Origin of the sequence: Vibrio sp. LB10LO1, from assembly GCF_010092875.1 — a bacterium.
Taxonomy (GTDB): domain Bacteria; phylum Pseudomonadota; class Gammaproteobacteria; order Enterobacterales; family Vibrionaceae; genus Vibrio; species Vibrio campbellii.
Genome location: NZ_JAADJW010000025.1, coordinates 1 through 26571, shown reverse-complemented (window position 1 = coordinate 26571; position 26571 = coordinate 1). Strand labels below are relative to the sequence as shown.

Annotated in this window: 19 protein-coding genes; 11 read left to right on the top strand and 8 right to left on the bottom strand. The window is 45.6% G+C overall.

What is annotated here, in order from left to right; translation table 11 throughout:
* The first annotated feature begins 34 nt into the window (after positions 1 to 34).
* From GXP65_RS17220 to GXP65_RS17205, 4 genes are all read left to right on the top strand, one after another.
* Entirely contained in the window at positions 35 to 970 is a 936-nt protein-coding gene (locus tag GXP65_RS17220; RefSeq protein ID WP_010645704.1) for an ABC transporter permease, read from the top strand.
* Positions 967 to 1761 carry an ABC transporter ATP-binding protein gene (locus tag GXP65_RS17215; RefSeq protein WP_050912771.1) on the top strand — a complete coding sequence of 265 codons (795 nt, stop codon included), beginning with the start codon at positions 967 to 969 and terminating at the stop codon, positions 1759 to 1761. The genes GXP65_RS17220 and GXP65_RS17215 overlap by 4 nt, the downstream gene beginning before the upstream one ends.
* Positions 1762 to 1901: 140 nt before the next feature.
* A complete protein-coding gene (gene malZ / locus GXP65_RS17210; protein WP_162093345.1) occupies positions 1902 to 3728 on the top strand; it encodes a maltodextrin glucosidase in 1827 nt (608 codons plus the stop codon).
* 113 nt (positions 3729 to 3841) lie between these two features.
* Positions 3842 to 5302, top strand: coding sequence for a diguanylate cyclase (locus tag GXP65_RS17205; protein ID WP_162093344.1), 1461 nt, complete (start codon positions 3842 to 3844; stop codon positions 5300 to 5302).
* Between the two features lie 88 nt (positions 5303 to 5390).
* Here the strand turns inward: GXP65_RS17205 and dusC are convergent, their stop codons facing one another.
* A complete protein-coding gene (gene dusC, locus GXP65_RS17200) occupies positions 5391 to 6350 on the bottom strand; it encodes a tRNA dihydrouridine(16) synthase DusC (protein ID WP_010645699.1) in 960 nt (319 codons plus the stop codon).
* Between the two features lie 156 nt (positions 6351 to 6506).
* Here dusC and GXP65_RS17195 point away from each other — a divergent pair, with 156 nt between their 5' ends.
* Positions 6507 to 7115, top strand: a complete 609-nt coding sequence (locus GXP65_RS17195; protein ID WP_162093343.1) for an SEC-C metal-binding domain-containing protein — start codon at positions 6507 to 6509, stop codon at positions 7113 to 7115.
* A gap of 76 nt (positions 7116 to 7191) precedes the next feature.
* On the opposite strand, the gene dsbB is transcribed toward GXP65_RS17195, so the two are convergent.
* Both dsbB and nhaB read right to left on the bottom strand, forming a co-directional pair.
* A complete protein-coding gene (gene dsbB / locus GXP65_RS17190; protein ID WP_005433241.1) occupies positions 7192 to 7728 on the bottom strand; it encodes a disulfide bond formation protein DsbB in 537 nt (178 codons plus the stop codon).
* Positions 7729 to 7813: 85 nt separating this feature from the next.
* Entirely contained in the window at positions 7814 to 9400 is a 1587-nt protein-coding gene (nhaB, locus tag GXP65_RS17185) for a Na(+)/H(+) antiporter NhaB (RefSeq protein WP_038889866.1), read from the bottom strand.
* A gap of 639 nt (positions 9401 to 10039) precedes the next feature.
* Here nhaB and fadR point away from each other — a divergent pair.
* Complete coding sequence (gene fadR / locus GXP65_RS17180) at positions 10040 to 10879, top strand: fatty acid metabolism transcriptional regulator FadR (RefSeq protein WP_005433233.1); 840 nt, start codon at positions 10040 to 10042, stop codon at positions 10877 to 10879.
* An 84-nt stretch (positions 10880 to 10963) separates the two neighbouring features.
* Here the strand turns inward: fadR and GXP65_RS17175 are convergent, their stop codons facing one another.
* Both GXP65_RS17175 and metG read right to left on the bottom strand, forming a co-directional pair.
* Positions 10964 to 11770, bottom strand: a complete 807-nt coding sequence (locus GXP65_RS17175; RefSeq protein ID WP_045400751.1) for a hypothetical protein — start codon at positions 11768 to 11770, stop codon at positions 10964 to 10966.
* Between the two features lie 213 nt (positions 11771 to 11983).
* Positions 11984 to 14044 (bottom strand): methionine--tRNA ligase, encoded by a 2061-nt coding sequence (gene metG, locus GXP65_RS17170; RefSeq protein WP_038889869.1) that lies wholly within the window; start codon positions 14042 to 14044, stop codon positions 11984 to 11986.
* Positions 14045 to 14201: 157 nt separating this feature from the next.
* Between metG and apbC the strand changes: the two genes are divergently transcribed.
* The 3 genes from apbC to GXP65_RS17155 all read left to right on the top strand — a co-directional run bounded on the left by apbC (position 14202) and on the right by GXP65_RS17155 (position 18378).
* Positions 14202 to 15278 carry an iron-sulfur cluster carrier protein ApbC gene (gene apbC / locus GXP65_RS17165; protein WP_047481039.1) on the top strand — a complete coding sequence of 359 codons (1077 nt, stop codon included), beginning with the start codon at positions 14202 to 14204 and terminating at the stop codon, positions 15276 to 15278.
* A 181-nt stretch (positions 15279 to 15459) separates the two neighbouring features.
* Complete coding sequence (udk, locus tag GXP65_RS17160) at positions 15460 to 16101, top strand: uridine kinase (RefSeq protein ID WP_005433235.1); 642 nt, start codon at positions 15460 to 15462, stop codon at positions 16099 to 16101.
* 189 nt (positions 16102 to 16290) lie between these two features.
* Positions 16291 to 18378, top strand: coding sequence for an AsmA family protein (locus tag GXP65_RS17155; RefSeq protein ID WP_162093342.1), 2088 nt, complete (start codon positions 16291 to 16293; stop codon positions 18376 to 18378).
* A 123-nt stretch (positions 18379 to 18501) separates the two neighbouring features.
* On the opposite strand, the gene cobO is transcribed toward GXP65_RS17155, so the two are convergent.
* On the bottom strand, positions 18502 to 19107 hold the full coding sequence (cobO, locus tag GXP65_RS17150; protein ID WP_005433239.1) for a cob(I)yrinic acid a,c-diamide adenosyltransferase: 606 nt from the start codon (positions 19105 to 19107) through the stop codon (positions 18502 to 18504).
* Between the two features lie 117 nt (positions 19108 to 19224).
* Here cobO and GXP65_RS17145 point away from each other — a divergent pair, with 117 nt between their 5' ends.
* The gene (locus GXP65_RS17145; RefSeq protein WP_010645685.1) at positions 19225 to 19674 is read left to right on the top strand and encodes a low molecular weight protein-tyrosine-phosphatase; all 450 of its coding nucleotides are present in this window, start codon (positions 19225 to 19227) and stop codon (positions 19672 to 19674) included.
* 60 nt (positions 19675 to 19734) lie between these two features.
* On the opposite strand, the gene GXP65_RS17140 is transcribed toward GXP65_RS17145, so the two are convergent.
* Positions 19735 to 21294: a SulP family inorganic anion transporter gene (locus tag GXP65_RS17140; protein ID WP_010645684.1), complete on the bottom strand. Its 1560-nt coding sequence runs from the start codon at positions 21292 to 21294 to the stop codon at positions 19735 to 19737.
* A 325-nt stretch (positions 21295 to 21619) separates the two neighbouring features.
* Entirely contained in the window at positions 21620 to 24727 is a 3108-nt protein-coding gene (gene rne / locus GXP65_RS17135; RefSeq protein WP_162093341.1) for a ribonuclease E, read from the bottom strand.
* Between the two features lie 636 nt (positions 24728 to 25363).
* Between rne and rluC the strand changes: the two genes are divergently transcribed.
* Positions 25364 to 26308: a 23S rRNA pseudouridine(955/2504/2580) synthase RluC gene (gene rluC / locus GXP65_RS17130; protein WP_041853308.1), complete on the top strand. Its 945-nt coding sequence runs from the start codon at positions 25364 to 25366 to the stop codon at positions 26306 to 26308.
* Positions 26309 to 26571: the final 263 nt, after the last annotated feature.

Genomic DNA, 26571 nt, shown 5'->3' with positions numbered 1-26571 from the left:
GAAGCCGACCTGATATGTGCAGAAAGGAGCAGTTATGTCTGCATTTGCTTTTTTTGGTGCGCTCGAGATAGGTCTTATATATGGCTTAGTTGCTTTGGGCGTCTACCTGACGTTTCGCGTTCTTGATTTCCCTGACTTAAGTGTTGACGGTAGTTTCCCTATGGGCGCCGCCGTTGCTGCAACCGCGATTGTTGCGGGCATCAATCCTTGGATTGCCACCGGAATGGCCGTGATTGCAGGTAGCATGACTGGGTGGGTGACCGCCTTTCTCGCCGTTCGTTGTGGCATTCTTCATCTACTTGCTTCCATTCTTACCATGATTGCGGCGTTCTCTATCAACATTCGCATCATGGGTAAGCCGAACATGGCGCTGCTTGGGGAAGACACTATTCTCACCCCGTTTGAAGCCATGGGGGACGCCATGTACATCCGACCTTTGGTTGTTGGTGTGCTGGTCTTACTTTCCGCTCTGTTTGTTGTACGCCTCCTTAACAGTGACTTTGGCTTGGGGTTAAGAGCAACGGGAGTGAACGCCCGAATGGTGGCAGCGCAAGGGGCGAGTACTGGCTTTTACACTTACTTTGGCTTGGCGCTGTCTAACGGGTTTGTTGGTTTTGCTGGAGCCTTGTTTGCTCAGACCAACAGCTTTGCCGATGTCACCTCTGGCGTGGGCACCATCGTAGTTGGTCTTGCGGCGGTTATCCTTGGGCAAACCCTCATCCCAGGTCGGAAAATCTGGGTCGCGGTTTGTGCGGTGATTATTGGTTCGGTACTTTATCGCCTCGCAGTCGCGTTTGCCCTGAGTTCCGGCATGTTTGGTCTACAAGCTTCGGATCTAAACTTGGTTACAGCCGTGCTCGTTGCGGTGGCGTTGATTGCGCCGAAATTGAAACAGAGTATGAAAGCGAAACAACGCTTGAACAATGCTAAGCAATCGACATCAAAAAATGGTTCAGGAGAGGCACTATGATTGAACTCAATGATATTCAAGTGACCTTCAATCCCGGAACCATTCTGGAAAACAGAGCCTTGAAAGGTGTTTCGTTAGAAGTGCCTGAACATCAGTTTCTCACCGTTATTGGCTCCAATGGAGCAGGGAAGTCAACCCTGCTTGGAGCCGTGACAGGAGAGACGCCGATGATTGGCGGCCAAGTGATCATTGATGGACAAGACGTAACCCTTAAGACGGTTGCACAACGCGCCACTCAATGTGCTCGCGTATTCCAAGACCCACTAGCTGGTACTTGTGGGGATTTGTCGATTGAAGAAAACATGGCGCTTGCTTACATGCGGGGTCAGCGTCGCGGGTGGGGGATGGCGCTATCAGCGAAACGTCGCAAGCTGTTTCAAGAGCGCATCAGCATTCTGGGTTTAGGGCTTGAAGATCGCTTGGGGGACAGCATTGGGCTACTTTCTGGGGGGCAGCGTCAAGCAGTCAGTCTGGTTATGGCAACACTTTCAGACAGTAAACTACTCCTGCTTGATGAACATACGGCTGCGTTAGACCCTCGTATGGCGGCTTTTGTTATAGACCTGACCAAGCGCATTGTCACCGAGTTTAATCTTACGGTAATGATGGTGACACACTCGATGAAGGATGCTCTGGCCTGTGGTGACAGGACAGTAATGTTGCACCAAGGAGAGATTGTTCTTGATGTCGCAGGTGAGCAAAGAGCGAATATGCAAGTACCAGACTTATTGGAAATGTTTTCTAAAGTGCGTGGAGAAGAGTTGGCAGATGATAGCTTGTTGCTGAACTAGCTTAAAGTGTTTGTCGACTACGCCTACCAAATGTGATCCTCCTTGAGAAAATGACCCGTACGGTATTTTTAAAAGGAGGATTTTTAGATGGGTGCTCTTTAATAAAATAGTGGAATATTCCAATACTAAGAGCGCTTACCATGACCCTTCCATTTCTCTTCCATAGCCAGACTGAAGATGGCCTTGTTTTCGATGGTGAACGACTTACCGTCACTTTGAAAACCGAAAACATCGAGTTTGATAGCGTGCACGTGCGCTGTGAACCAGACAACGAAGAATACCTCATAGAGATGAAGCCTTATGGTAACGCAGGTGAGCTTCAGTTGTGGCAAGCGCAGTTTGCAGCAAACCGAGACCGTGACGTCACCCATTACGTATTCAAGCTACTTAAGGGTAATCAGCAACTTTGGCTCGATGGCAGAGGTGTGCATAAGCGTATGCCGCCGAAAGAATTCCACTTTAAGTTGAACACGCAGTCTCAGCCACCTAGTTGGGTGCAAGAACAGGTGTTCTACCAGATCTTTACTGATCGTTTTTCGGCTAGCCAAGATGAACAAACGATTCGACATGCTTACGCCCAATACGATCCGGATAGCATGGTGAAATCTTGGGGTGAGGCCGTTGGGGCTCACCACAACACGGGGGCGCGTGAGTTCTTCGGCGGTGATTTGAAAGGCATTGAGCAGAAACTGGACTACTTGGGAGAGTTGGGAGTCACTGCGCTGTATTTCAATCCTATCTTTACTGCGCCAAGCAACCATAAGTACGACACAAAAGATTACCTTACTATTGACCCGATGTTTGGTACCAATGAGCAGTTTGCACAGTTGTGTGAACTGCTCCGCGGTAAACAGATGAAGATAGTATTGGATGCGGTATTCAACCATACGTCGGTTCATCATCCTTGGTTCGACCTGAAGCAAGAAGGTCAGGGTGCGTACGGCAATCCGAGTTCAGACTTCCGTGACTACTACTTCTTTGAGGGCGAAACCAACAATTACATTGGCTGGAAAGGAATCGGCAATTTACCGGTTTTGAACTTTGAGAACGAACAAGTCCGCGATCATATTTATCAAGGTGAGGAAGCGGTTATCAAGCATTGGCTTAAACCACCATATTCTGTCGATGGTTGGCGTTTTGATGTAATCCATATGCTGGGAGAAGGCGAGGGAGCAAAAAACAATGCTCACTATGTAGAAGCGTTTCGTAAAGCGACCAAAGCGATCAACCCTAATGCTTATGTGTTAGGAGAGCATTTCTTTGAAGCGACTCAATGGCTGCAAGGTGGACAAGAAGATGGAGCGATGAACTACTACGGGTTCGCGCACCCTGTTCGTGCCCTGATTGCCAAGCAAGACATCATGTACGATCCGATCGACATTAACGTACTAGATTTCAAAGAGTGGGTGGATGAAGCGCGAGCAAAAGTACCATTTGCCAACCAGCTGTCTCAACTGAATCAATTAGATAGTCATGATACCGCCCGTTTTCTGACGCTTTTGAATGGCGATAAGGAAAAAATGCGCCTTGCACTGGGTTTACTCATGACTTATGTCGGCACTCCATGCCTTTATTATGGTAGTGAAGTTGGGTTGGAAGGCGGACAAGATCCTGATAACCGTCGTTGCTTTCCTTGGGAGCTGATTGAGGCTTCTGAGTGGTTGCCGATTTATCAAAATTGGATAGGAATTCGCAAGCAATACAAGGCTCTACAGTCCGGAAGTTTGCAGTGGCTTTACTGTGATGAACAGGTCATGGTTTTCGTTCGACAATGGAAAGAAGAAGCAATAGTTGTGGCATTTAACCTCGATGAATACGACCGAAATGTTAACCTTCCATTATGGCAAGTTGGCTTAAATGCAAAACAGTTGCATCAATTATTAGACAAAGGTGAAGTTGTAAGTGGCGAACGTCATTTTTCTGTCAATATCCCAGCAATGAACTGCAAAATATGGCAGATCGAGTGACTTCGAGCGCCTTCTTTATTAAAATTTATGAATACATAAATATAAAACTATAAACAGCCCTTCGATAATCTAAGCTTTCGAAGGGCTTATATTATTAGAAACAATGGTGCTCAATGGGTAATAAAAGGCGATTTAGCCTCAAGTTTGTCATCTTCTTCCCACTCTTTTTATTCTGTGTTGTCATGCTGGTGACAGCAAAGAACTACTACGATGCGATGAATCGTTACATCACGCTAGAGTACTCTCAAGTTGACCGTGCCATCGATCGCGCAATCAAAGTATTGACCGCGTTGGACTACAGCTTTGTTAACTACTCGAATCCCGCGCACCCGCTATTTAAAGAACATAACCATATGGAAAAAAATGGCTTATGTTACGTGTGGCCGATAGATGTTCTGCTATTAGAGAACAAACACTCAGGTGGGTTACCTGCAGTGGAGTTAGATTACATGATCGTGGGACAAAAATCGCTTTGCCAACCTGGCACTAAGCTGTTTAAGTTGGCAGAAAAAAAAGCTGGCTTTGCACCATCTCTCTCTTTCCTTCATGACATTGAGTCCCATATCGTTGCGATTCACTACATTGATCAACGAGGCTACATCATCTCCTCGCCAGATACCTATGCTCAATATTTCTCTCAACAGCTGTGGGAGACGCTAAAGGCGAGACCATTCTGGCAAAAAACAGCTCAAGAGACGATGAAAGTGACCATGTCAGGCCCTGCGCCTATGTTAGACAGACATGATGGACAAGTCGTAAGTTTGACCGTGCCCATTTATGAAAAAGATGAGCACCAAGGCGTGTTATCGATTGATTTCGATGTTGATGGGTTATTAAAAGCAAATGAAAACATGGCAGGTAAGCTACACATTATTTCTGCTGTAATGGATGTTCCTGACAATGTGATGCGTTTAAGGCTTATAGAACATGAGCGTTTGAGTGCCAATCACCTTATTTTCTATGAATACGACCTTTGGAGTGAATTGAAGAATCTATTGGCGTTCGAGAAGTACAGCGTCGCGGTGGCTTTCTTTATTTATGTTTTGAGCACTGTGGCATTGTTCCTAGTCAACACTCAAACAGAGCGTCGTTATTTCAAAGAGTTGGCGGCGAAAGACCCAATGACTGGGTTATTGAATCGACGTGGCATACAGGCTGTATGGCGCAATAAGATGACTAAAAAACACGTCGCACTGGCGGTATTCGATATTGATGACTTTAAATCAATCAATGACACCCATGGACATGATGTGGGGGATGATGCGATTCGTTTGGTGGCAAAATGCATCCGAGACAATATTCGTCATTCAGATGTCGCATCACGCTTCGGTGGTGAAGAATTTGTACTTGCTATTTACGACGAAGATTTTGAAAGTATGCTTCGAATTTTAGAACGAGTAAGAAAGGCGATCGCTAAGAGTTCACGTAAGGTGGTTGCTGGTGGCTTTACCGTTTCAGGTGGTGTGGAGTTTAAGTCTGCTGCTCAACTGGAAAGCTTTGATGAGCTGTTTAAGCTTGCCGATGAGAAGCTTTATGAAGCGAAAAGCACGGGCAAAAACAAAATCTGTCACTAGAACTAGCGAGCGATAGAAACACAAAAGGGCGAATTCATCGCCCTTTTTCTTATTCTTAATTCACTGTACTCTCAAATTATCTCAACCACTATGCGACGCGAGATTGCAGCTCGTCGCGGTAACGTTGAATGTGCTCAACGATCGGCGCTGCTTTATTGAATGTACGAATTTCGCGGAACAACTCATTTGCTTCAGGGTAGGCTTGGCGTAGGTAAGAGAACCATTGCTTAACGCGGTTCGGATAATACAAACCTTTATCGCCTTTCATTTCAAACTGAGAGTAATAGATCAGCAGCTCGACAACTTCTGGCCAAGCCATTGGTTGCTGGTTGTGTTTCACCATGTTACCCAAGTTTGGAATATTGAATGCGCCACGACATACCATCAGAGAATCCACTCCTGTGGTCTCAATGCAGCGTTGGCCATCTTCGTAGTTCCAAATCTCACCATTAGCGATGAGTGGGATAGAAAAACGCTCACGGATCTGGGTAATGTATTCCCATTTGATTTCCGAGGCTTTGTAACCACCTTGCTTTGTACGAGCGTGAACCGTCAGCTCATTTGCTCCAGCAGATTGAATCGCATCTACAATCTCGAAGCAGTCTTCAGGGTTTTCCCAACCGAGACGAATTTTCGCAGTGACAGGAATATTGCTTGGTACGGCATCACGACATGCTTTTACGATGTTGTGAATGAACTCTGGGTGCTGAAGAAGTGCCGCGCCACCTTTACTTTTGTTTACCAGTTTTGCCGGACAACCAAAGTTAAGATCAATACCTCGTGCGCCCAGTTCCGCTGCTTTGACTGCGTTTTCTGCCATCCAATTCGGCTCTTGGCCAAGCAATTGTACATGAACAGGCACGCCAGATGCGGTCTGTGAGCCTTGAAGTAGCTCAGGACACAAACGATGGAATACGTGATCAGGTAATAGCTGATCGATGACTCGAACAAACTCTGTCACACACAGATCATAGTCGTTTATCTCGGTCAGGATTTGGCGCATTAAATGGTCCAAAACGCCTTCCATCGGGCCTAATACAACTCGCATAGCTTGCCTAATACAGTTTGGTGGTAAAAAGGAGGGCGATTGTAGCGATGTGAGGGAAGTTTGTCATTAAAAGACTCATCAGCATCGAGTGACATCAACTAGCATCTTATTAGCTGTGGGGTATAATGCCGCCAAATTCATGGGAAACCAGATGACATGCAATACACATTAATTGAGAAAGGTGAAGTTCAACTCGAAGAATCTTCGCTGTTTATGGAAGGGGCGGTCCTAGCTGCGAACCTGACAACGAAACCGTTAGCACCGGAAACATGGCTAGAGCCACTGCTAGGTGAGGGCTTTAAAGCGATTCAGCCAATGGTTGAAGAGCAGATTCACAAGCAGCACAACTACATTCTGCGCAACGAGTACTCTATACTTGCGCTGACAGAAGCCAACCCAAAGCAGTTAGCGGATTTTGCTGAAGGCTTTATGTCTGTCTGGCCGATGATTGAAGAGCAGTGGCATGATGTCACATTGAACGATGGCCTTGAGCGAATGCTGCAAGCACTTTTGACGACGATGATGCTGGCGATTGATGAAGAGCAAACTCAGCAACAGATGCGTGATGTGGGTATTGAAACGCCGCCAGCGCTTGTGGACTTCATCGAGCAGTTTGACCTGATGATCAACGAAGTTGCACTTGGTGCAGACGAATTGATGGTCGGCAAAAAGTCGAAGAGTTTGAACCCTTTCAAAGGTGTTGGGCGTAATGACCCTTGCCCATGCGAAAGCGGTAAGAAGTTTAAGCAATGTTGCGGTAAGTAATCGAATTGCAAAGAAAAGCCGACCTCATGGTCGGCTTTTTTGTATTCGTTTTCAGTACTTAGAAGTCGGAAAAACGTTACTGGATTGGATTCTTGCGCTTACCACGAACAAATTGCGCAATCACAATGAATGCAAGAGCGACTAAGTTACCCGCAAAAATGACGACAAGCCATTGAGGCATAGAAAGACCAAGGAACTGCCACACAATCTTCGCGCAGTCACCGTATGCTTCAAACATCCATGGAACCCACTGGTTTAATGGTGCCCAACTTGGAAACGTCACGAATAGGTCACATGTTGCAAATGGTGATGGGTTGAATTGATAGTCCACATGCTGCATCGCGAGCATCAAACCTTTGTAAGCACTTGCGCCCCATGCTGCTAATGCAATCCAGCGAACGAGTGGGTTGTTTGGTGCGATAAGGCCAATCATCGCGGCAAAACCAATTCCCATCATTGCCACACGTTCGTAAATGCACATAACACAAGGTGCTAGCATCATAACGTGTTGGAAGAATAGGGCACAGGCTTCAAAAAAGATAATCGCTAAAAGGAGAAGGAGCCAAGATAAGCGTCCTTTCGAAAACTGATTAAGTGATGCAAAAATACTCACGGTTACAATCCTGTCTGAAATATAAAAAAGCTCTGAATACTCAGAGCTTTTTAACTTGGATAAGTTTCCTAATCAACTCAAATTTTTAGTGTCCACCTGACACAACAGGAGCCAGATCACCACTGCTTGGCGAAATCCAGCCTGCATCGTAGAAGAATGCGGTTGCTGGTTCTAGGAAGAACATGATGCCCATCAAGCCAACAAGCGCCAGTACGATAGTGTATGGCAGTGCCATGATCACCATGCGACCGTAGGATAGACGAATCAATGGTGCCAGTGCGGATGTTAGCAGGAATAGGAACGCAGCTTGGCCGTTTGGCGTTGCAACTGAAGGTAGGTTAGTACCTGTGTTAATTGCTACTGCTAGTAGGTCGAACTGTTCACGAGTAATTTGGCCATCAATCAGTGCCGCTTTTACTTCGTTAATGTAGACCGTACCCACGAAAACGTTATCCGAGACCATTGAAAGCAGACCGTTGGCGACATAGAACAACGCCAGCTGTGTGCCTTTGTCTTCAACTGCAAGTACAGCGTCGATAACCGGCTTAAATAGCTCTTGGTCAATGATTACAGCAACGACTGCAAAGAACACGGCAAGAAGTGCTGTAAACGGCAGGGCTTCTTCAAACGCTTTACCCATTGAATGTTCTTCAATTACACCAGTGAATGAGGTTGCAAGGATAATAACTGAAAGACCAATCAGACCTACGGCCGCTAAGTGCAGAGCAAGTGCTGCAATTAACCAAACTGCGATTAGACCTTGAATCCAAAGCTTAGCTACGTCTTGGTTAGTACGGGTTTTACGCTCTTCACGGTCGAAATCAACAAGGATTTGACGCACGTTATCAGGCAGCTGCGCACCGTAACCACAAATCTTTAGCTTCTCTACTACTGCACAAGTGATCAAGCCGCAGAAGAAAACAGGAAGAGTCACTGGCGCCATTCGAATCAGGAATTCACCAAAGAACCAACCCGCTTGGTCTGCAATGATCAAGTTTTGTGGTTCACCAACCATTGTTGTTACACCACCAAGCGCAGTACCTACACCAGCATGCATTAGCAATGAACGTAGGAATGCACGGTAGTTCTCAAGGTCGTCACGCGTAAGCTCAGTGATGGTGTCATCTTGAGTATGGTCATGGTCACCGATAGGGTTACCAGAAGCGACTTTGTGGTAAATCGAGTAGAAACCCACTGCAACGCTGATGACAACGGCGATAACGGTCAGTGCATCGAGAAATGCTGACAAAAACGCTGCTGCGAAACAGAATGCGAGTGAAAGTAATGTTTTAGAACGGATACCAAGCAGGATCTTCGTAAAAATGAACAGCAGAAGCTGTTTCATAAAGTAGATACCCGCAACCATGAATACCAATAGTAGAAGAACTTCGATATTCGCAACCAGCTCATGCTTCACCTGGGCAGGGCTGGTCATCCCGATAGCAACCGCTTCAATTGCAAGCAAACCGCCTGGTTGAAGTGGGTAACACTTCAGCGCCATTGCTAGCGTGAAAATAAATTCTGCTACTAGCAACCAACCTGCAACAAATGGGTCAATTAGGAAGAAAACAATCGGGTTAATAATTAGGAAGGCTATAATGGCAACTTTGTACCAATCAGGCGCTTTACCAAGAAAGTTCTTGATAAAGGCATTTCCGAGCGACATCGGCATGATAATTCTCTTTATAACAAAATTATGAATAGACACTACAATAGTGCTTAAGTATCTGTTTGTTAGACTTATTATTTAGCCTTTTAAAACAATAACTTAGAAAAACAACAATCCCTTGTTTCACTGTAGTCTTGCCAAGTTACTTCCCCTGAACTTAAGCACCGCTCACTTTCGACCGCAACTCTACACTTCGGCATTTTATAGTCAATAACAAAACGTGATGCTGCCGACTAAAACTGCTTTTTATTTGTAATAACGCGATCAAAACGGCGTTACTATACCATGAAAAGCTTAAAAAAAATCACCTTGGAATTTAAAACCAAGTCAATTACGAGAAAAGATCAATTAAGAAAGAATATTAATCGTAAAACATAAATTTATTTTGCATATTTTGAGCAGAAAAATGTGACGAGGTAGGCTTTATTTTTCCTGCGTTTGTGGTCAGTAGGATTTGTCCAAAATATAAATTTTACGAGTTTGATTCAAAGTGATTAACATTTTGAATTGAATATATATGTAGAGTATTAACTCTATATTGAGATTTCGTTTCATTTATTGATCGTTAATTTTCGCAAATCGTTAAGTAGTGGTATGATGAGTGGTATCGACCCTTAGAAATCAATATTGGATAAAAACAGAATGGTCATTAAGGCTAAGAGCCCTGCGGGTTTCGCAGAAAAATACATTATCGAGAGCATTTGGAACGGCCGTTTTCCACCTGGCTCAATCTTACCCGCTGAACGTGAGCTATCTGAACTTATTGGTGTTACTCGTACTACGTTACGTGAAGTGCTTCAGCGTCTTGCGCGAGACGGTTGGTTGACTATCCAACACGGTAAACCAACCAAAGTTAACCAATTCATGGAGACCTCTGGTCTGCATATCTTGGACACGCTAATGACGCTAGACGTTGATAACGCAACAAACATCGTTGAAGATTTGCTTGCGGCACGTACTAACATCAGTCCAATCTTCATGCGCTATGCGTTTAAAGCAAACAAAGAGGCGTCTGAGCGCACAATCCAGAACGTGATTGAGTCTTGTGAAGCGCTTGTTAGTGCCTCTTCTTGGGATGACTTTATTGCTGCGTCTCCATACGCCGACAAGATCCTGCAAAGCGTAAAAGAAGACAACGAAAAAGATGAAGCGAAGCGTCAAGAAATCCTGATTGCTAAGACATTCAATTTCTACGACTACATGTTGTTCCAACGCTTGGCGTTCCATTCTGGCAACCAGATTTACGGATTGATCTTCAACGGTCTAAGAAAGCTTTATGATCGCGTAGGCAGCTACTACTTCTCAAACCCAGCATCACGTGATTTGGCTCTGAGTTTTTACCGTCAGCTTCTAGAAACGTGTGAAACAGGCCAGCGCGATCAACTACCAATCGTGATTCGTCACTACGGTATGGAAAGTGCACAAATCTGGAACGAGATGAAGCAAGAGCTGCCAACTAACTTCACAGAAGATGACAGTTAATTAACCCTTGAATTCCAACGATTTCAGTACAAAAACCGCAGGTATAAACCTGCGGTTTTTTTTGATACTTATTCACCCTAGCGATTAAGCTAAGGACAATCTGGGTAAAGGTAAATAAAGGGTTTCGATAATATCCGATAGCATTTGATCGTAGGTATTAAATATCGTGAGAGACAAGTCAGAAGTGATATCGTAAAGCTCTTCTTCACTCAGCGAAGTGAGCTCGCCCTCAATGTACTCATTTAAAGATTGAATCGAACGAGTTGACATAGGAGAGGCAATACTTAAAGGGCTAATCACAGCCAACTGGTTCAGTCTTCTTATCATTACCGAAGCGTAATTCTTCATCCGCTCTGGACCACCTTTATCCCCCATGTCTTGAATGCTGATACGCAGTTGTGTCAGCGTCTCTAAGCTATCAATGACAGTTTGCCAGTTCATGTGGTACTCATCATTTAGCTCGTCCCTCTGAGCGATGGCGAGCCAAGCAAGGGTGACCTCATCCATTAGGTACAAACTGTGGCGAATCAGCTTGCCATGCTCCATCTGATTGCGTGCAACAGTGTTGTCCTGCCACTGCTCGAGCAATTTATCAATTTTGATTTGCAGCACGCGATACATGGGTTTGTTCTCAAAGCGAGAGGTTTCCACTAATTGGTGCAGTTTATAACCTAGTTCCTGATGGATGTGCTCTATCTCTTTCTCATGATTTTGTTGGTGTTGGATAGAGTAGTGGGTCACTGCACGATGACGGCGCAATAGATGGATGGTATCGCGTAATAAGGTGAGCAATTGATACTTACGAGCATGTTGCTTTTCTCGCTTCGCAGCCAAGTGATAGATCCCAGCCAGAATAGCAATCGAGATCAGAGTAGAAATCAAAACAAACATAACCAACTCCTTGTTAGTGCTTTTGACCTAGCAACTAAGTAAGAGCAGTTTTGATGCCAATAGTTAAGTTGTTTTAAAACATCAACTTATAAAAGTTAATATTAGTGGTTGGTACAAGTTTGGTGCGGGCTCTCCCCAAAAGTGTGAATTCAATCGAAAAAAATCCCCGCCGAGTTGGGCGAGGATTTCTAAGTTACGTCATGGAGTAATGAATTACATTACACGCATACCTGGTTGAGCACCTTCGTGTGGCTCAAGAATCCATAGATCGCTACCACCAGGGCCTGCCGCTAGGATCATGCCTTCAGACATACCAAACTTCATCTTACGAGGTTTTAGGTTCGCTACCATTACGGTTAGTTTGCCTTCTAGCTCTTCAGGTTTGTACGCTGACTTAATGCCAGAGAACACCTGACGAGTTTCGCCACCGATGTCTAGTTGGAACTTAAGCAGTTTGTTTGCTTTTGGCACTTCTTCACACGAGATGATGCGAGCAATACGCATATCAACGGCTGCGAAAGCATCGAACTCAATCTCGTCAGCGATTGGATCTTTGTCTAGCTCAGTTTGACTCGCTTTGTTCTTTTCTGCTTCCGCTTTTTCTTTTGCTGCCATTTCTGCTGCAGCGTCTTCCTTCGATGCTTCGATCATCGCTTCGATGTTCTTAGGATCGATACGGTTAAACAGCGCTTTAAACTTAGTGATCTCGTGACCAGTAAGCGGTGCAGCGATGCCTTCCCAAGTTAGCTCTTCATTAAGGAAAGCTTCAGTACGTGCTGCTAGTGCAGGCATCACTGGTTTCAGGTAAGTCATCAGAACGCGGAACAGGTTGATACCTACAGAACAGATTTCTTGCAGTTCCTGATCTTTGCCTTCTTCTTTTGCTACAACCCAAGGTGCTTTTTCATCAACGTATTGGTTAGCTTTGTCTGCTAGCGCTGTGATTTCACGGATTGCACGACCAAACTCACGAGTTTCGTAAAGCTCTGCGATGCGGTCTGCTGCAGCAACGAACTCGTTGTATAGCTCAGGCTCTGCAAAGTTTTCAGCAAGCTTGCCTTCAAAACGTTTAGAGATGAAGCCAGCGTTACGAGAAGCTAGGTTAACAATCTTGTTTACTACGTCAGCGTTAACACGTTGAGTGAAGTCTTCAAGGTTAAGGTCTAGGTCGTCAATACGGCTGTTTAGTTTTGCAGCGTAGTAGTAACGAAGACACTCTGGGTCTAGGTGGTTTAGGTACGTGCTTGCTTTAACAAACGTCCCTTTAGACTTAGACATCTTCGCGCCGTTTACCGTTACGTAGCCGTGTACGAATACGTTGTTTGGCTTACGGAAACCGCTACCTTCTAGCATTGCTGGCCAGAATAGCGAGTGGAAGTAAACGATGTCTTTACCGATGAAGTGGTATAGCTCAGTCGAGCTGTCTTTCTTCCAGTACTCGTCGAAGTCTAGACCTTCAGTTTTGTCACATAGGTTCTTGAAAGAAGCCATGTAGCCAACAGGCGCGTCTAGCCATACGTAGAAGAACTTGTTTTTCTCGCCTGGGATCTCGAAGCCGAAGTACGGTGCATCACGTGAGATATCCCACTGTTGCAGGCCTGATTCGAACCACTCTTGCATTTTGTTCGCAGTTTCAGATTGTAGAGAGCCTGAACGAGTCCACTCTTTTAGCATGCTTTCGAACTGGGGTAGGTCGAAGAAGAAGTGCTCAGAGTCTTTCATGACTGGAGTTGCGCCAGAAACTGCTGATTTTGGATCGATCAGCTCAGTTGGGCTGTACGTCTCACCACAGTTATCACAGTTGTCACCGTATTGGTCTTCTGACTTACACTTAGGACAAGTACCTTTTACGAAACGATCCGGTAGGAACATTTCTTTCTCAGGATCGAACAACTGAGAGATAGTGCGGCTAGAGATAAAACCGTTTTTCTTCAGCTCTAGGTAGATGTGAGAAGCTAGCTCACGGTTCTCTTCTGAGTGTGTGCTGTGGTAGTTATCAAAGCTAATATCAAAGCCAGCGAAGTCTTTTTGATGCTCTTCGCTTACTGCAGCGATCATCTCTTCTGGCGTAATACCCATCTGTTGTGCTTTTAGCATGATTGGCGTGCCGTGAGCATCGTCAGCACAGATGAAGTTTACAGTGTTGCCACGTAGGCGTTGGTAGCGAACCCAGATGTCAGCTTGAATGTGCTCAAGCATGTGACCTAGGTGAATCGAACCATTAGCGTACGGAAGGGCACAAGTTACCAGCAGTTTTCTTGGATCGTTTGCCATACTTAATAATCGCTTTTTGATAGGTATAAAAAATAGAGAGTAATACTACCCCATGAGCTCCCTGACGCCAAGGCATCAAACCATGGATTGCCTTAGTTTTTTTGGGGTTCTGAATCTCGCCGCTGGGTGCTACGATTAGATGCATAAAGGAGGCCTCATGCATCAGTTCACTTCAAAACAAGATTTTTGCCATTGGCTAAACCAGTTCCAACATCCACAGTTGGTGGAAAACTGGGCAGATATGAATGGGATGGTTGCCATCCCTGCGCAAGGCGGTATTCAAATTACCTTGCCATTCGCGAGCAACGAACTTCAAATCGCGCTGAATGACTGGATTAAAGAGCAACAAGCAGCAGGCGACGTTCCTGCGTTTGATTTCCAAATCGAGCTAAAGGTTAAAGCGCTTGAGACGCAAGTTACCAATGCTGTTAAAGGCGTGAAAAACATCATTGCGGTCAGCTCGGCAAAGGGAGGCGTGGGTAAATCGACAACAGCGGTTAACCTTGCTTTAGCTATTGCACAGTCGGGTGCGAAAGTTGGCTTGTTAGATGCTGATATCTATGGCCCATCGGTTCCTATGATGTTGGGGCAAGAAGACGCGAAGCCCGAAGTCCGTGATGCGAAATGGATGGAGCCTATTTTTGCTCATGGCATCTATACTCATTCTATCGGTTACTTGGTGGATAAGTCGGAAGCGGCTATTTGGCGCGGTCCTATGGCCTCCAAAGCGCTATCACAACTGCTGACAGAAACGGATTGGCCTGAGCTTGATTATCTGGTTATTGATATGCCACCAGGCACGGGTGACATTCAGTTAACGCTTTCACAGCAGATCCCAGTAACAGGTACAGTGCTTGTCACGACACCACAAGATCTTGCCTTAGCGGATGCGCGTAAAGGCGCGGCCATGTTCCATAAAGTCAATGTGCCAGTTGTCGGCGTTGTTGAGAACATGAGTTACCACATTTGCGGTCAGTGTGGAGCGGTTGAGCATATTTTCGGTACTGGTGGTGCAGAGAAAATGTCGCAAGAATTTGGTTTGGCGCTGTTAGGGCAAATACCACTCCATATTTCAATGCGAGAAGACATTGATGCTGGCATTCCAACTGTGGCACGACGTCCAGAAAGCGAGCACGCTGGCTACTACAAACTGCTGGCTGATCGCGTGTGTTGTACAATGTATTGGCAAGGCAAAGCAAAACCAGATGCAATCAGTTTTACCATGGTGAACTGAGTTTAATATCAACGCTGGTTGAATATTGTACATATAAACGTTTGCTTGGAGGTTGATCCTCTGAGCAGACAGAAACTTATAACGAAACCCTAATTCCAACTAGTAACGAAGGGGGGAACTCCCTATAATCAGGCAGTTTATCTCTTTATGTGACTAGAAAATCATCATCGGGTGCAAATTAATGTCTGATAATAATCAATGCGTCATCGTAGGTATTGCTGGCGCTTCTGCTTCTGGAAAAAGTCTGATCGCGAGCACTATTTACAATGAGCTTCGCGAGAAAGTGGGCGATCATCAAATCGGTGTCATCACGGAAGATTGCTACTACAACGACCAAAGCCAACTAAGCATGGAAGAGCGTGTAAAGACTAACTACGACCACCCGAGCGCGTTGGACCACGACCTACTCTGCGAACACCTAGAGAAATTGGTACGTGGCGAAGCTGTAGAAGTTCCTGAGTACAGCTACACAGAGCACACTCGCACAAGCAATACGACTCCAATGACACCTAAAAAGGTCATCATTCTTGAAGGTATCTTGCTTCTAACTGACCCACGTCTACGTGACCTAATGCACGCAACTGTATTTATGGATACGCCTCTGGATATCTGTCTACTTCGTCGCGTTAAACGTGATGTTGAAGAGCGTGGTCGTACAATGGAATCTGTTCTTAAGCAATACCAACAGACAGTTCGTCCGATGTTCATGCAATTTATCGAACCTTCTAAGCAATACGCGGACATCATCGTACCTCGCGGTGGTAAAAACCGTATCGCAATTGACGTTCTTAAAGCGCACATTGCAAAACTTCTGAAAGCTTAAGCCTTTAGACGGCTATATCGCTTTATTTTTGTATGAAGAAGTGGCACCTTAGGTGCCACTTCTTTTTTTGTTTTTAAATTAGTCAGTTGCAATACGAAATCGGACGTTTTTCACGCTTTTGTGGAACTGTCGGCGATTAATCAAGTCTGTGCTTATAATTGTAAAAACACTCGAGCAAGGAAAAAGCGAATGAAAAAACTGCTCTTAATCATTGCCATCCCAATTGTGGCGATTTTGGCTGTTATTTTAGGGTTAGTGATTTTTGTTAACCCAAACCAATTTAAACCACTGATAGTGGAACAAGCTCAAAAGCAAACCGGCTTAGAACTCGTTATTGACGGGGACATTAGCTGGCAGTTTTTCCCATCAATTGGCTTCGAGCTGGGCCGCACTGAATTAAGAAACCCACAAGGCTTTAGCCAACCAAATCTGTTTAAAGTTGAAACTGTCGGCGTGGACGTGTCTGTTACTCCTTTGTTCAGCAAACAACTGGAAATTGGGAATGTCACTCTTGATGGTGCTGAGTTCTACCTTGAAACGCTGAAAGATGGTACCAAGAACATTGATGCGCTAACCAAAGCACAAACTCAGCAAGCAGAAAAAACCACGGAAGCAACGCCAGAGCAAGCGGCAGACTCTCAGAGTGCGGCTTCTGATTGGACGATCAATCTAGCTGGCGTCACCATCTCTAATGGCTATGTTGAAATCCAAGACAAGCAAGCGGGTAGCTACACTAAACTGTCTGATATTTCTTTAAACCTCTCTCAGTTTGCCTTTGATAGCTGGACAACGGCAGACTTCGGCGTGAAAGGTGAAATGAATGACCAGACTTTTACAGCGCAAGGTAAAGCGGATTTCAAACTGGCGAAAGGTTTGACTAGCTACGCTCTGAAAAACATCAACTTTGATGCCACTTACCGCGATCCTGCCAACAAAATTGAATCTGCGACCATTGGTTTAGAGACGTTCGAATTCGATAAAGCAAACAACCTAAGCTACGCATTGAAAGGCGAAGCCGGTGGCATGAAGCTTGATATGCAAGGTGGCGGTGAGCTAAACGTCGATAAAGCTATCAGCAAAGTGCGGTTGAACAAGTTGACGTTGAACTCAACGTTTGAAGGAGATGCGCTTCCACAATCACCAATGAAAGTTGATATGGCTTCAGATCTCTCTTTCGATCTTACTAAGAGTCACTTGAGCTTCGTATTGGAAAAGCTAACAGCAAACGCAATTGCATTGGATGGTAAAGCGGACGTAACTTTGGGTGAGATTCCGAAAGTACGCTTTGCTGTGCACAGTCCTAACATCGACTTGGATGAATTCCTTGGCTTGAACCAGCAGGCTTCAGCGAGTGGTAAATCAGCATCAGGCGGCAACAGTGCTCCTGCTGGTCCTGAGGTTGAACCAGACCTTTCTGCACTAAAAACGCTTGATGTGAAGGGCGATATTACGATTGATAAGTTCAAAGCCGCTAACGCGAAGATGGAAGCGGTAAAAGCAAGCTTCTCTGTCAATCGCGGTGTGTTCGATCTGACTTCATTCAGCTCTAAGTTGTACCAAGGTACGATCACTGCAACCGCTAAGCTAGATGCACGTAAATCACCAGCAACTTACTCAGCGAAGAAATCAATTAAAGGTGTCCATATCCAACCATTGTTGATCGATGTGGCAAACAACGACATGTTGGAAGGTACAGGCAACATTGATGTGAACGTTAGTGGTAAGAGTCTAACGCCAACAGGCATCAAGAAGAACCTGGCCGGCACTGTCGTGATCAATTTTGCCGATGGTGCTGTGAATGGCATCAACGTTGCTCAACTGATTCGAGAAAACTACGCACGATTCAAAGGTCAAAGCCTAGAAGGCACGGATGAAGTTAAGAAAACAGACTTTAGTGCCATGACGGCAACGTTGAAACTGAACAAAGGTGTGGTTTCTACCGATAACATGAAAGCGCAGTCTCCACTTCTTCGCGTTCGTGGTAAGGGTAAAGCGAACTACTTAAACGAAACGGTCGACTTCACTATTAGCACTTCGATAGTGGGCTCGTTAGAAGGCCAGGGTGGTAAGAACATTGATGAACTGAAGGACATCACTATTCCTATCAACGTTTCTGGTAAGTGGGCTGAACCTAAATTTAAGCTGGTTTTTGATGACGTGTTGAAGCAAAAAGCACAGAAAGAAATTGACCGTGGTGTAGACAAGCTAACGGACAAGATTAAGGACGAGAAAACCAAAGAAGCTGTAGATGGTTTGTTGAAGAACTTATTTAAATAACGAACCAAGCTTCCTAGCTATATATCGTTAAAGCAAAAGGGTTGGCCTGAGCCAACCCTTTTTTAGTTTGTGCATTATTCGAATTATTTGGAGCTTTATTCGCTCGGAGAAATCTTTAAACACTTACCAATCGACACCTTTTAGGGCTTTTACGCCGGATTCGAAAGCGTGCTTAACGTTCTTCACTTCGGAAACGGTGTCTGCCATCTCAATTAAGGTGCGGTGTGCACCGCGACCAGTAATTACGACAGATTGCATCTTCGGGCGGTTGTTCAGCGCTTCGACCACTTCGTCTAAGTCGATATAGCCATAACTCACCATGTACGTCAGCTCATCAAACAGAATCACATCAATAGATTCATCTTTAAGCATGCGCTTACACTCTTGCCACACCAATTGAGCGGCTTCTGTATCGGCTGTTTTATTTTGCGTTTCCCAAGTGAAGCCCGTAGCCATCACTTGAAACTCAACGCCGAGTTTCTCTAGTAGGTTACGCTCGCCATTATCCCATGTACCTTTGATAAACTGAGCGACGGAACATTTCAATCCATGGCCAACGGCACGCGCTATGGTGCCAAAACCGGATGTCGATTTACCTTTACCATTACCAGTGATGATAAGTAGTAGGCCTTTTTCTTCTTGGGCAGCGGCGATTTTAGCGTCTACCTGCTCTTTTACTTTCTGTTGGCGAGCCTTATGGCGTGCTTCTTTGTTTTCTTCGATAGACATAATACTTCCTCAATTCCGTTGTGTGCTTTGCCCGTGGTTACTTGGGTTCATCGAATTATCTCGTTATGATAGACCAACAGTTGGTGAAGAAAAACCATCGATAATTCAGGGAATAAAATGAAGAAACTACTCGTTGTTTGTATGGGAAACATTTGTCGTTCGCCAACAGGTGAAGCAGTATTAAGAGCGAAAGCTAAAGAACTGGGCATTTCAGTGGAAGTGGACTCCGCAGGGACTATAGGTTACCACGCCGGAAATCCTCCCGATGCACGCTCCATGCAAGCAGGAAAGCAGCGAGGCTATTCGTTTAAAGGAATGCGTTCTCGTAAGGTAACGGTAGGGGACTTTGATGAATTTGATATGGTGTTAGCGGCCGACAAAGCGAATCTTGCCGATCTATTGGATATTTGTCCGACAGAGCATCGCCACAAAGTGTCGTTATTCTTAAGTCATGGTGATTCAGACTATGACGAGATTCCGGACCCATACTACGGTGGAGATGCGGGTTTTGAATTGGTACTGGATTTGATTGAAGATGCGTCGGAAGTGATTTTGAAAAAGCTCTAAGTAGTGACAAGCGACAGATAGCAAAAGGGATGAGTCATGCTCATCCCTTTTTCGTTTTCATTAACCTGCAAGTACGTCGGTTGCAACCTTGTAGCTTGGGTCTTCTTTCACGTTGATTTCAACCAAGCTGCCCGCTTTATCTAGAAGCTTGCGGCAGTCAGGGCTCAGGTGACGTAGGTGAAGTGTTTTACCTAGTACAGCGTAGCGCTCAGCCAGAGTCTCAATTGCCTCAATAGCTGAATGGTCTGTTACGCGAGAATCTGCAAAATCGACAATGATGTCTTTTGGATCGTCTTGAGCATTAAACAACTCAAGGAAGTTTGCAGCAGAACCAAAGAAGATAGGGCCGTGGATCTTGTACTCTTTTGAACCTTCTTCGTTTAGACGCGTGTCTGCGTAGATATGTTTAGCATGCTGCCATGCAAACATTAGCGCAGATGCAATCACACCAACGGCAACTGCAACCGCTAGGTCAGTTAGTACAGTCACTACTGTTACTAGAACGATAACGAAGAAATCTTGCTTAGGTACACGACGCGCAAGTTTGAACGTTGCCCATTCGAATGTACCGATTACCACCATGAACATAACACCAACTAGCGCAGCCAGTGGAATCATTTCAATCAATGAAGAAGCAAACAGGATAAACATCAGTAGGGCAATAGCTGCAACGATGCCTGATAAGCGACCACGACCGCCGGAGTTTACGTTGATCATTGACTGACCAATCATCGCACAACCACCCATTGCACCGAACACTGAACATGTCATGTTCGCCATGCCTTGGCCGATACACTCACGGTTTGATTGACCACGAGTATTGGTCATTTCATCTAGTACCGTCAGCGTCAGTAGAGACTCAATCAGGCCGATAGCAGCAAGAATGATTGCGTAAGGCAAGATGATCTGCAGTGTTTCAAGAGTGAAAGGTACAGCTGGAATAGAGAAGGTCGGAAGAGAGCCCGCCAAAGTCGCTGCTTCGTCACCAGACATAGTACGTAGGAAGTCGACTACCGTACGTGTTTCTAGATCCAAACCCACAACAAGAGCCGTCACCGTCACGATTGCTACTAGAGAAGACGGTACCGCGGTTGTGATCTTTGGTAGGAAGTGAATGATCGCCATTGTTAGCGCAACGAGACCTAGCATTAGCAGCATTTGGTCTTGTGGTAGCCAAGTCAGCATGCCGTTGATGTCAGGCGCTTTAAACTGACCTAGCTGCGCAAGGAAGATAACGATAGCTAGACCGTTTACAAAACCAATCATTACTGGGTGTGGAACAATTCGAATGAATTTACCCAGCTTGAATAGGCCTGCTGCGATCTGAAGAATACCCGCGAGCATAATTGCGGCAAACAGATATTGAACGCCGTGAGTCGCCACTAGCGATACCATAACTACCGCCATAGCGCCGGTTGCACCAGAAATCATACCTGGGCGGCCACCGAAGATAGAGGTGATAAGGCCGACGATAAAGGCTGCGTACAGACCAACCATAGGGTCTACACCAGCAACGAATGCAAATGCTACAGCTTCAGGAACCAGTGCTAGCGCAACCGTAAGACCTGATAGCACATCGTTCTTTACAGAGTGCTTAGAAAATTGAGGAAATTCGAACATGTTTTAAATTGGGTTCTCTTGGCGATGAATTTCTCCCGACACATATTCGTATTGCACAAGTACTGATGGGGAAGCGAAGTCGCTTCTAACAGTACAAACCGTAGTAAAAAAAGAGCAGCATCAGAATGGTGTCGAAAACTTGAGTCGGCGAATGCTACCGAAAAGTGTGATTAAGTTCAACAAAGAAGGGGATATTGACGCACAAATGTGATCGGTAGTTGATATTAATATGAACAATGAAAGCCAACGGGCTGAATAACAAAAAAGGCTGCCAATCGGCAGCCTTTTCATTAGCTTTTCGCTTTGTGTAAAGACAAATTACAACTTAGCTAAAGTTTGGCTTTGTCATACCTGCAGACGCACGGTTTGTTGCTACTTGGCTACCTGCGCCTTTCGGTGCGTAGCGTTCAGCTTTAAACGGTGCTGCTGTAACAGTGATTTCGCGAAGCTCTTGGGGACCCGGCGCTTTTGTCATCGGTGCGCTAGCACGTGGCTTGGTCGCTACCTTGATAACTTCTGCTTTAGGCTCTGGTGTTTCTACTTTCACTTCCGCTGTAACTTGTTCTACGGTTTCTGCTACTACTTCGACTACTGGCTCTTGAGTTGGCGCCGCTTCTGCTACTGCAGTTTCAGCTGTTTCAACAACAGGTGCTTCTACGATTGGCTCAACTGGTGTCGCTTCTGCTGCTACAGTTTCAGCTTGTTCGATAACTGTTGCTTCAACTACTGGTGCTGCTGCAACCGGTGTTTCTACAACTGGAGCTTCTACTTTCGTTTCCACAGGTTGTTGAACTTTTGGTTCAACCACTGGCGCTTCAACGACTGCTGGTTGCTCACGGCGAATGATCACTTTACCCATCGCCATTTCAGGACAAGCAAAACCACCTTGGATTGCAGGTACTGCTGTTGCAACAACCGCTGCTTCTTCCTTCACTCGCTCTTCCTTCTTAGGCGCTGGTTTTGGAATGTAGCGTGGCATTACTTTACCCATTGCCATCTCAGGAGAGGCTACACCACCTTTGCGTAGGCGGAATGGGTTAGGGCGACGATCGCGACCGCGACGACGACGTTGGCCACTTGCACGTAGGTGACGTGGTGAACGACGGTTACGACGCTGTTTAGATTCTGCTTTGTTGTCTTGTTGTGCTTCTGCTGCTGCCTCAACTGGCTTTTCAACAGGTGCTTCAACCGCTTCAACGACTGTTTGTACAGGTACTTCCTGTTCAGCTTTCTCAGCCGCTTGCTGATCTTTAACACGTACAGATTTGTTCAGTTTGCGACGCTGACGGCGCTCTTTCACTTTCTCTGCTTTCGCGTTTGACTTCGCTTTGCTTTCTTCCGGCTTCGCTTCTGTACCAGTGCGTGCTTCAGCGGCAAGTTGCAGACCTTTTTCCGCTACCTTCGCATTTGCTTTTGGCTCTTGTGCTTTTTCAGCTTGTTGAGCTCTAGGCTTACGTTTCTGGTTGCGGTTTTGCTGCTTATTAGGCTGCTGTTGCGTTTCGTTTTGCTCAGTCGCTTGCTCTTCACGTGGCTTACGGCGACGTTTGTTATCGCGGTTGTCACGACCTTCGCGGTTATCGCGTTGGTTGTTGTTGCGACGACGATCGTTGCGGTCACGTTTGTTACGCTTGTTATCGCGGTTTGGCTTCTTCTCTTCTTTCTTAGGTTCTTCTTTTACTTCTTCAGAACCACCAAATAGGAAACTGCCAAGCGCTTTAAACAGACGGCTGATTAGGCCTGGTTTTTCTTCCTGTGGCGCTGCTTCTTTCTTCTTCGCAGCTGGTGCAGGTTTAGACGTTGCAGCAGGAGCTGGTGCAGTTTGCGTTGGCGCTGCGAAACCTTTCAGTACAGGCTCTTCGATGCGCTTAGGCTTAATATCAACTTCTGCAGGCTCTTTGCCTTCTGCTTCTTTCATCGCTTCCAGTTTCTTAGGAAGTAGGTAAGAAAGCAGGTCGAACTCTTCACCCTCACGAACACGGATAACTTCAAAGTGAGGCGTTTCCATGTCTGAGTTAGGAACAACAGTGATCTTCACTTCTTGAGTGCGTTCAATGTGGTTCACAGAGCGACGTTTTTCGTTTAGAAGGTAAGACGCGATTGGCACAGGTACCACAGCAAGTACTTGTGCTGTGTTGTCCTTAAGCGCTTCTTCTTCAATAAGACGAAGAACAGAAAGTGCTAGAGACTCGTTGTCACGAACCACACCTGTACCCGTACAACGAGGACAAATATGGTGGCTTGCTTCCGCTAGAGAAGGGCTCAAACGTTGACGAGACATTTCCAAAAGACCGAAGCGAGAAATGCGACCGATTTGAACGCGGGCGCGATCTAGACGAACGGCTTCACGTAGACGGTTTTCAACTTCACGCTGGTGGCGTACTGGCGTCATATCGATGAAGTCGATAACAACCAGACCACCAAGGTCGCGTAGACGCAATTGGCGAGCGATTTCGTCAGCCGCTTCTAGGTTGGTGTTTAGTGCTGTTTCTTCGATATCGCCGCCTTTCGTAGCGCGAGCAGAGTTGATATCGATAGAAGTCAGTGCTTCTGTTGGGTCGATTACGATAGAACCACCAGATGGTAAGCGCACTTCACGTTGGAAAGCCGATTCAATTTGGCTTTCGATTTGGTAGTGGCTGAACAGTGGTACTTCGCCATCGTATTTTTTAACGCGGCTGATGAAATCAGGACGAACCAATTTGATGTGCTCTTTAGCACGCTCATAAATGGTGTTGCTGTCGATTAGGATTTCACCGATATCACGACGTAGGTAGTCACGGATTGCACGAACGATTACGTTACTTTCCTGGTGGATTAGGAATGGGGCAGGGTTAGAATCTGCCGCGCCCTTAATCGCGCTCCAGTGGTTAAGTAGTACGTTCAAATCCCACTCTAGTTCTTCTGCGCTCTTGCCAACGCCAGCAGTACGAACAATCAGGCCCATGCCTTGAGGCAGTTCCAGAGTGCTTAGTGCAGCTTTAAGTTGTGTACGCTCATCACCTTCGATACGACGAGAAATACCGCCAGCACGAGGGTTATTAGGCATAAGAACAAGGTAGCTACCCGCAAGAGAGATGAAAGTAGTTAGAGCTGCGCCCTTACTACCACGTTCTTCTTTTTCCACTTGCACGATCACTTCTTGGCCTTCTGTTAGCACTTCTTTAATGCTAGGACGGCCTTGGTAAGTGTAACCTTCAGGGAAGTATTCGCGGGCAATTTCTTTAAGAGGAAGGAAACCGTGACGCTCAGCACCGTAGTCAACAAATGCGGCTTCTAAGCTTGGTTCGATACGTGTGATACGTCCTTTGTAGATATTCGCTTTTTTAGATTCATGACCTGGACTCTCGATATCAAGATCGAAAAGTCGCTGGCCATCAACCAGAGCGACACGCAACTCTTCTTTTTGAGTTGCGTTGATTAACATTCTTTTCATTGAAAATTTCTCGTTGTCTTTTCTTTATCTTTCTTTGCAACTTGCCACCGTTTTTTCACTCTTTCACGGTGCCTGATCCCATGGCTATATTTTGCAGCCTCCCGGCTGGAAGGGGATGCTCTAGGGCACTTCAGTCATCACAAACTTCTTTGGGTTTCGTTGGAAACGTAAACTTGTGACCCGCTATACGGAGCGGTAGATACTCAACGTGAATATGCGAGGAGTAGAGTGACAAGTGTGTTGAACTCAATGTGTCTTACGCCAATGCTGCACCTGACATTCAACAGTCTACTCACATTGCTTGGGGATAAATGATTGGTAATGAACAAAATGTAACCAAACCTTCCTTAGCAGCTGTGAACTATAGCAGCGCAGGTGGATATCAGCAATCTGCTTTAACGTAAACGATGGAAAATTTGGTGCTAAATTCAATTTTTGTAATTTATAACTGGCTGTTTCATAAGCAGTTGAGTCTCGCAAACTGAGAAAGACGCAAATTAAATCGAGAAGTTGATAGAGAGTTTTAATAATTTAAACAAAAGCTTGGCGTGTTTTAGCTCGATGAACGGCAACAAGTGTTTCTTTTGCGGCAAGAATAATGTGAAGTCGTACAGATTTGGGTTTACAATACCGCCCATGAGCGAAATAAGAACAAAAGTCCAGTTCGTTGATATCGACGAAGACATGGCGGGTCAACGCATTGATAACTTTCTGCGTAACCAATTAAAAGACATTCCCAAAAGCATGATTTACCGAATCGTGCGTAAGGGTGAAGTGCGAGTTAATAAAAAGCGTATTAAAGCCGAGTACAAACTTAAGGCAGGCGACCTCGTACGTATTCCACCGGTAACGGTCGAGAAGAAAGAAGACGATGTCGCACCGAGCACTAAGTTAAATAAAGTGGCAGAACTAGAACATATGATCATTTTTGAAGATGACCATATGTTGGTGCTAAATAAACCATCTGGTACAGCAGTACATGGTGGCAGTGGTTTGAAGTTTGGCGCGATTGAAGCACTTCGAGCATTACGCCCACAGGCACGCTTCTTAGAACTGGTTCATCGTATTGACCGTGACACTTCCGGCATTTTGTTAGTTGCTAAGAAGCGTTCGGCATTGCGTCATCTACAAGCCCAATTCCGTGAAAAGACAGTGAAGAAGTTCTACTTCGCGCTTGTCATGGGTGAGTGGAAAAACAGCTGCAAAGTCGTTAATGCGCCGCTACTCAAAAATGAAGTAAACAGTATCGTACGTGTGAACCCAAATGGTAAACCGTCAGAAACGCGCTTCAAGGTTTTGGAAAGGTTTGAGCAGGCGACGTTGATTCAAGCAAGCCCGATTACTGGCCGTACTCACCAGATTCGTGTGCATACTCAATACACGGGTCACCCAATCGCGTGGGATGATCGTTACGGTGACCGCCGCTTTGATGCTTATACTGGCCAAGTTGGTTTGGACCGTTTGTTCCTTCATGCGGCGAACATCAAGTTCCAGCACCCATCGAATGATGAGTGGATGGAGATCAACGCGCCGATGGAAGCTAAGCTTGAAAAAGTGTTGGTAGGTCTACGTAAGAAGTAGAGGCGAGAGCGTCTACATCCTTCGGGATCGCAAAAAGCTATGTAAAAGCCGATGTTAAGACATCGGCTTTTTTGAGCGTCGAGTTTGACCACAAGGGCGTGCGGAGTGCTGCACTCCTATACTCGGAAGTGCTCCGTTGGAAGGCAATTAAAAGAAACTAAGTTCTAACGGGAGTTGACAGAACCTGTCCCCAGAAAGACAAAATATCGCCGATTCCCGATTCCCGATTCCCGATTCCCGATTCCCGATTCCCGATTCCCGAT

What these genes read in the sequence shown, in the direction of transcription:
- GXP65_RS17220 (WP_010645704.1), top strand. Translation starts at nt 35, where the DNA reads ATGTCTGCATTTGCTTTTTTTGGTGCGCTCGAGATAGGTCTTATATAT.
- GXP65_RS17215 (WP_050912771.1), top strand. Translation starts at nt 967, where the DNA reads ATGATTGAACTCAATGATATTCAAGTGACCTTCAATCCCGGAACCATT.
- malZ (WP_162093345.1), top strand. Translation starts at nt 1,902, where the DNA reads ATGACCCTTCCATTTCTCTTCCATAGCCAGACTGAAGATGGCCTTGTT.
- GXP65_RS17205 (WP_162093344.1), top strand. Translation starts at nt 3,842, where the DNA reads ATGGGTAATAAAAGGCGATTTAGCCTCAAGTTTGTCATCTTCTTCCCA.
- dusC (WP_010645699.1), bottom strand. Translation starts at nt 6,350, where the DNA reads ATGCGAGTTGTATTAGGCCCGATGGAAGGCGTTTTGGACCATTTAATG.
- GXP65_RS17195 (WP_162093343.1), top strand. Translation starts at nt 6,507, where the DNA reads ATGCAATACACATTAATTGAGAAAGGTGAAGTTCAACTCGAAGAATCT.
- nhaB (WP_038889866.1), bottom strand. Translation starts at nt 9,400, where the DNA reads ATGCCGATGTCGCTCGGAAATGCCTTTATCAAGAACTTTCTTGGTAAA.
- fadR (WP_005433233.1), top strand. Translation starts at nt 10,040, where the DNA reads ATGGTCATTAAGGCTAAGAGCCCTGCGGGTTTCGCAGAAAAATACATT.
- GXP65_RS17175 (WP_045400751.1), bottom strand. Translation starts at nt 11,770, where the DNA reads ATGTTTGTTTTGATTTCTACTCTGATCTCGATTGCTATTCTGGCTGGG.
- metG (WP_038889869.1), bottom strand. Translation starts at nt 14,044, where the DNA reads ATGGCAAACGATCCAAGAAAACTGCTGGTAACTTGTGCCCTTCCGTAC.
- apbC (WP_047481039.1), top strand. Translation starts at nt 14,202, where the DNA reads ATGCATCAGTTCACTTCAAAACAAGATTTTTGCCATTGGCTAAACCAG.
- udk (WP_005433235.1), top strand. Translation starts at nt 15,460, where the DNA reads ATGTCTGATAATAATCAATGCGTCATCGTAGGTATTGCTGGCGCTTCT.
- GXP65_RS17155 (WP_162093342.1), top strand. Translation starts at nt 16,291, where the DNA reads ATGAAAAAACTGCTCTTAATCATTGCCATCCCAATTGTGGCGATTTTG.
- cobO (WP_005433239.1), bottom strand. Translation starts at nt 19,107, where the DNA reads ATGTCTATCGAAGAAAACAAAGAAGCACGCCATAAGGCTCGCCAACAG.
- GXP65_RS17145 (WP_010645685.1), top strand. Translation starts at nt 19,225, where the DNA reads ATGAAGAAACTACTCGTTGTTTGTATGGGAAACATTTGTCGTTCGCCA.
- GXP65_RS17140 (WP_010645684.1), bottom strand. Translation starts at nt 21,294, where the DNA reads ATGTTCGAATTTCCTCAATTTTCTAAGCACTCTGTAAAGAACGATGTG.
- rne (WP_162093341.1), bottom strand. Translation starts at nt 24,727, where the DNA reads ATGAAAAGAATGTTAATCAACGCAACTCAAAAAGAAGAGTTGCGTGTC.
- rluC (WP_041853308.1), top strand. Translation starts at nt 25,364, where the DNA reads ATGAGCGAAATAAGAACAAAAGTCCAGTTCGTTGATATCGACGAAGAC.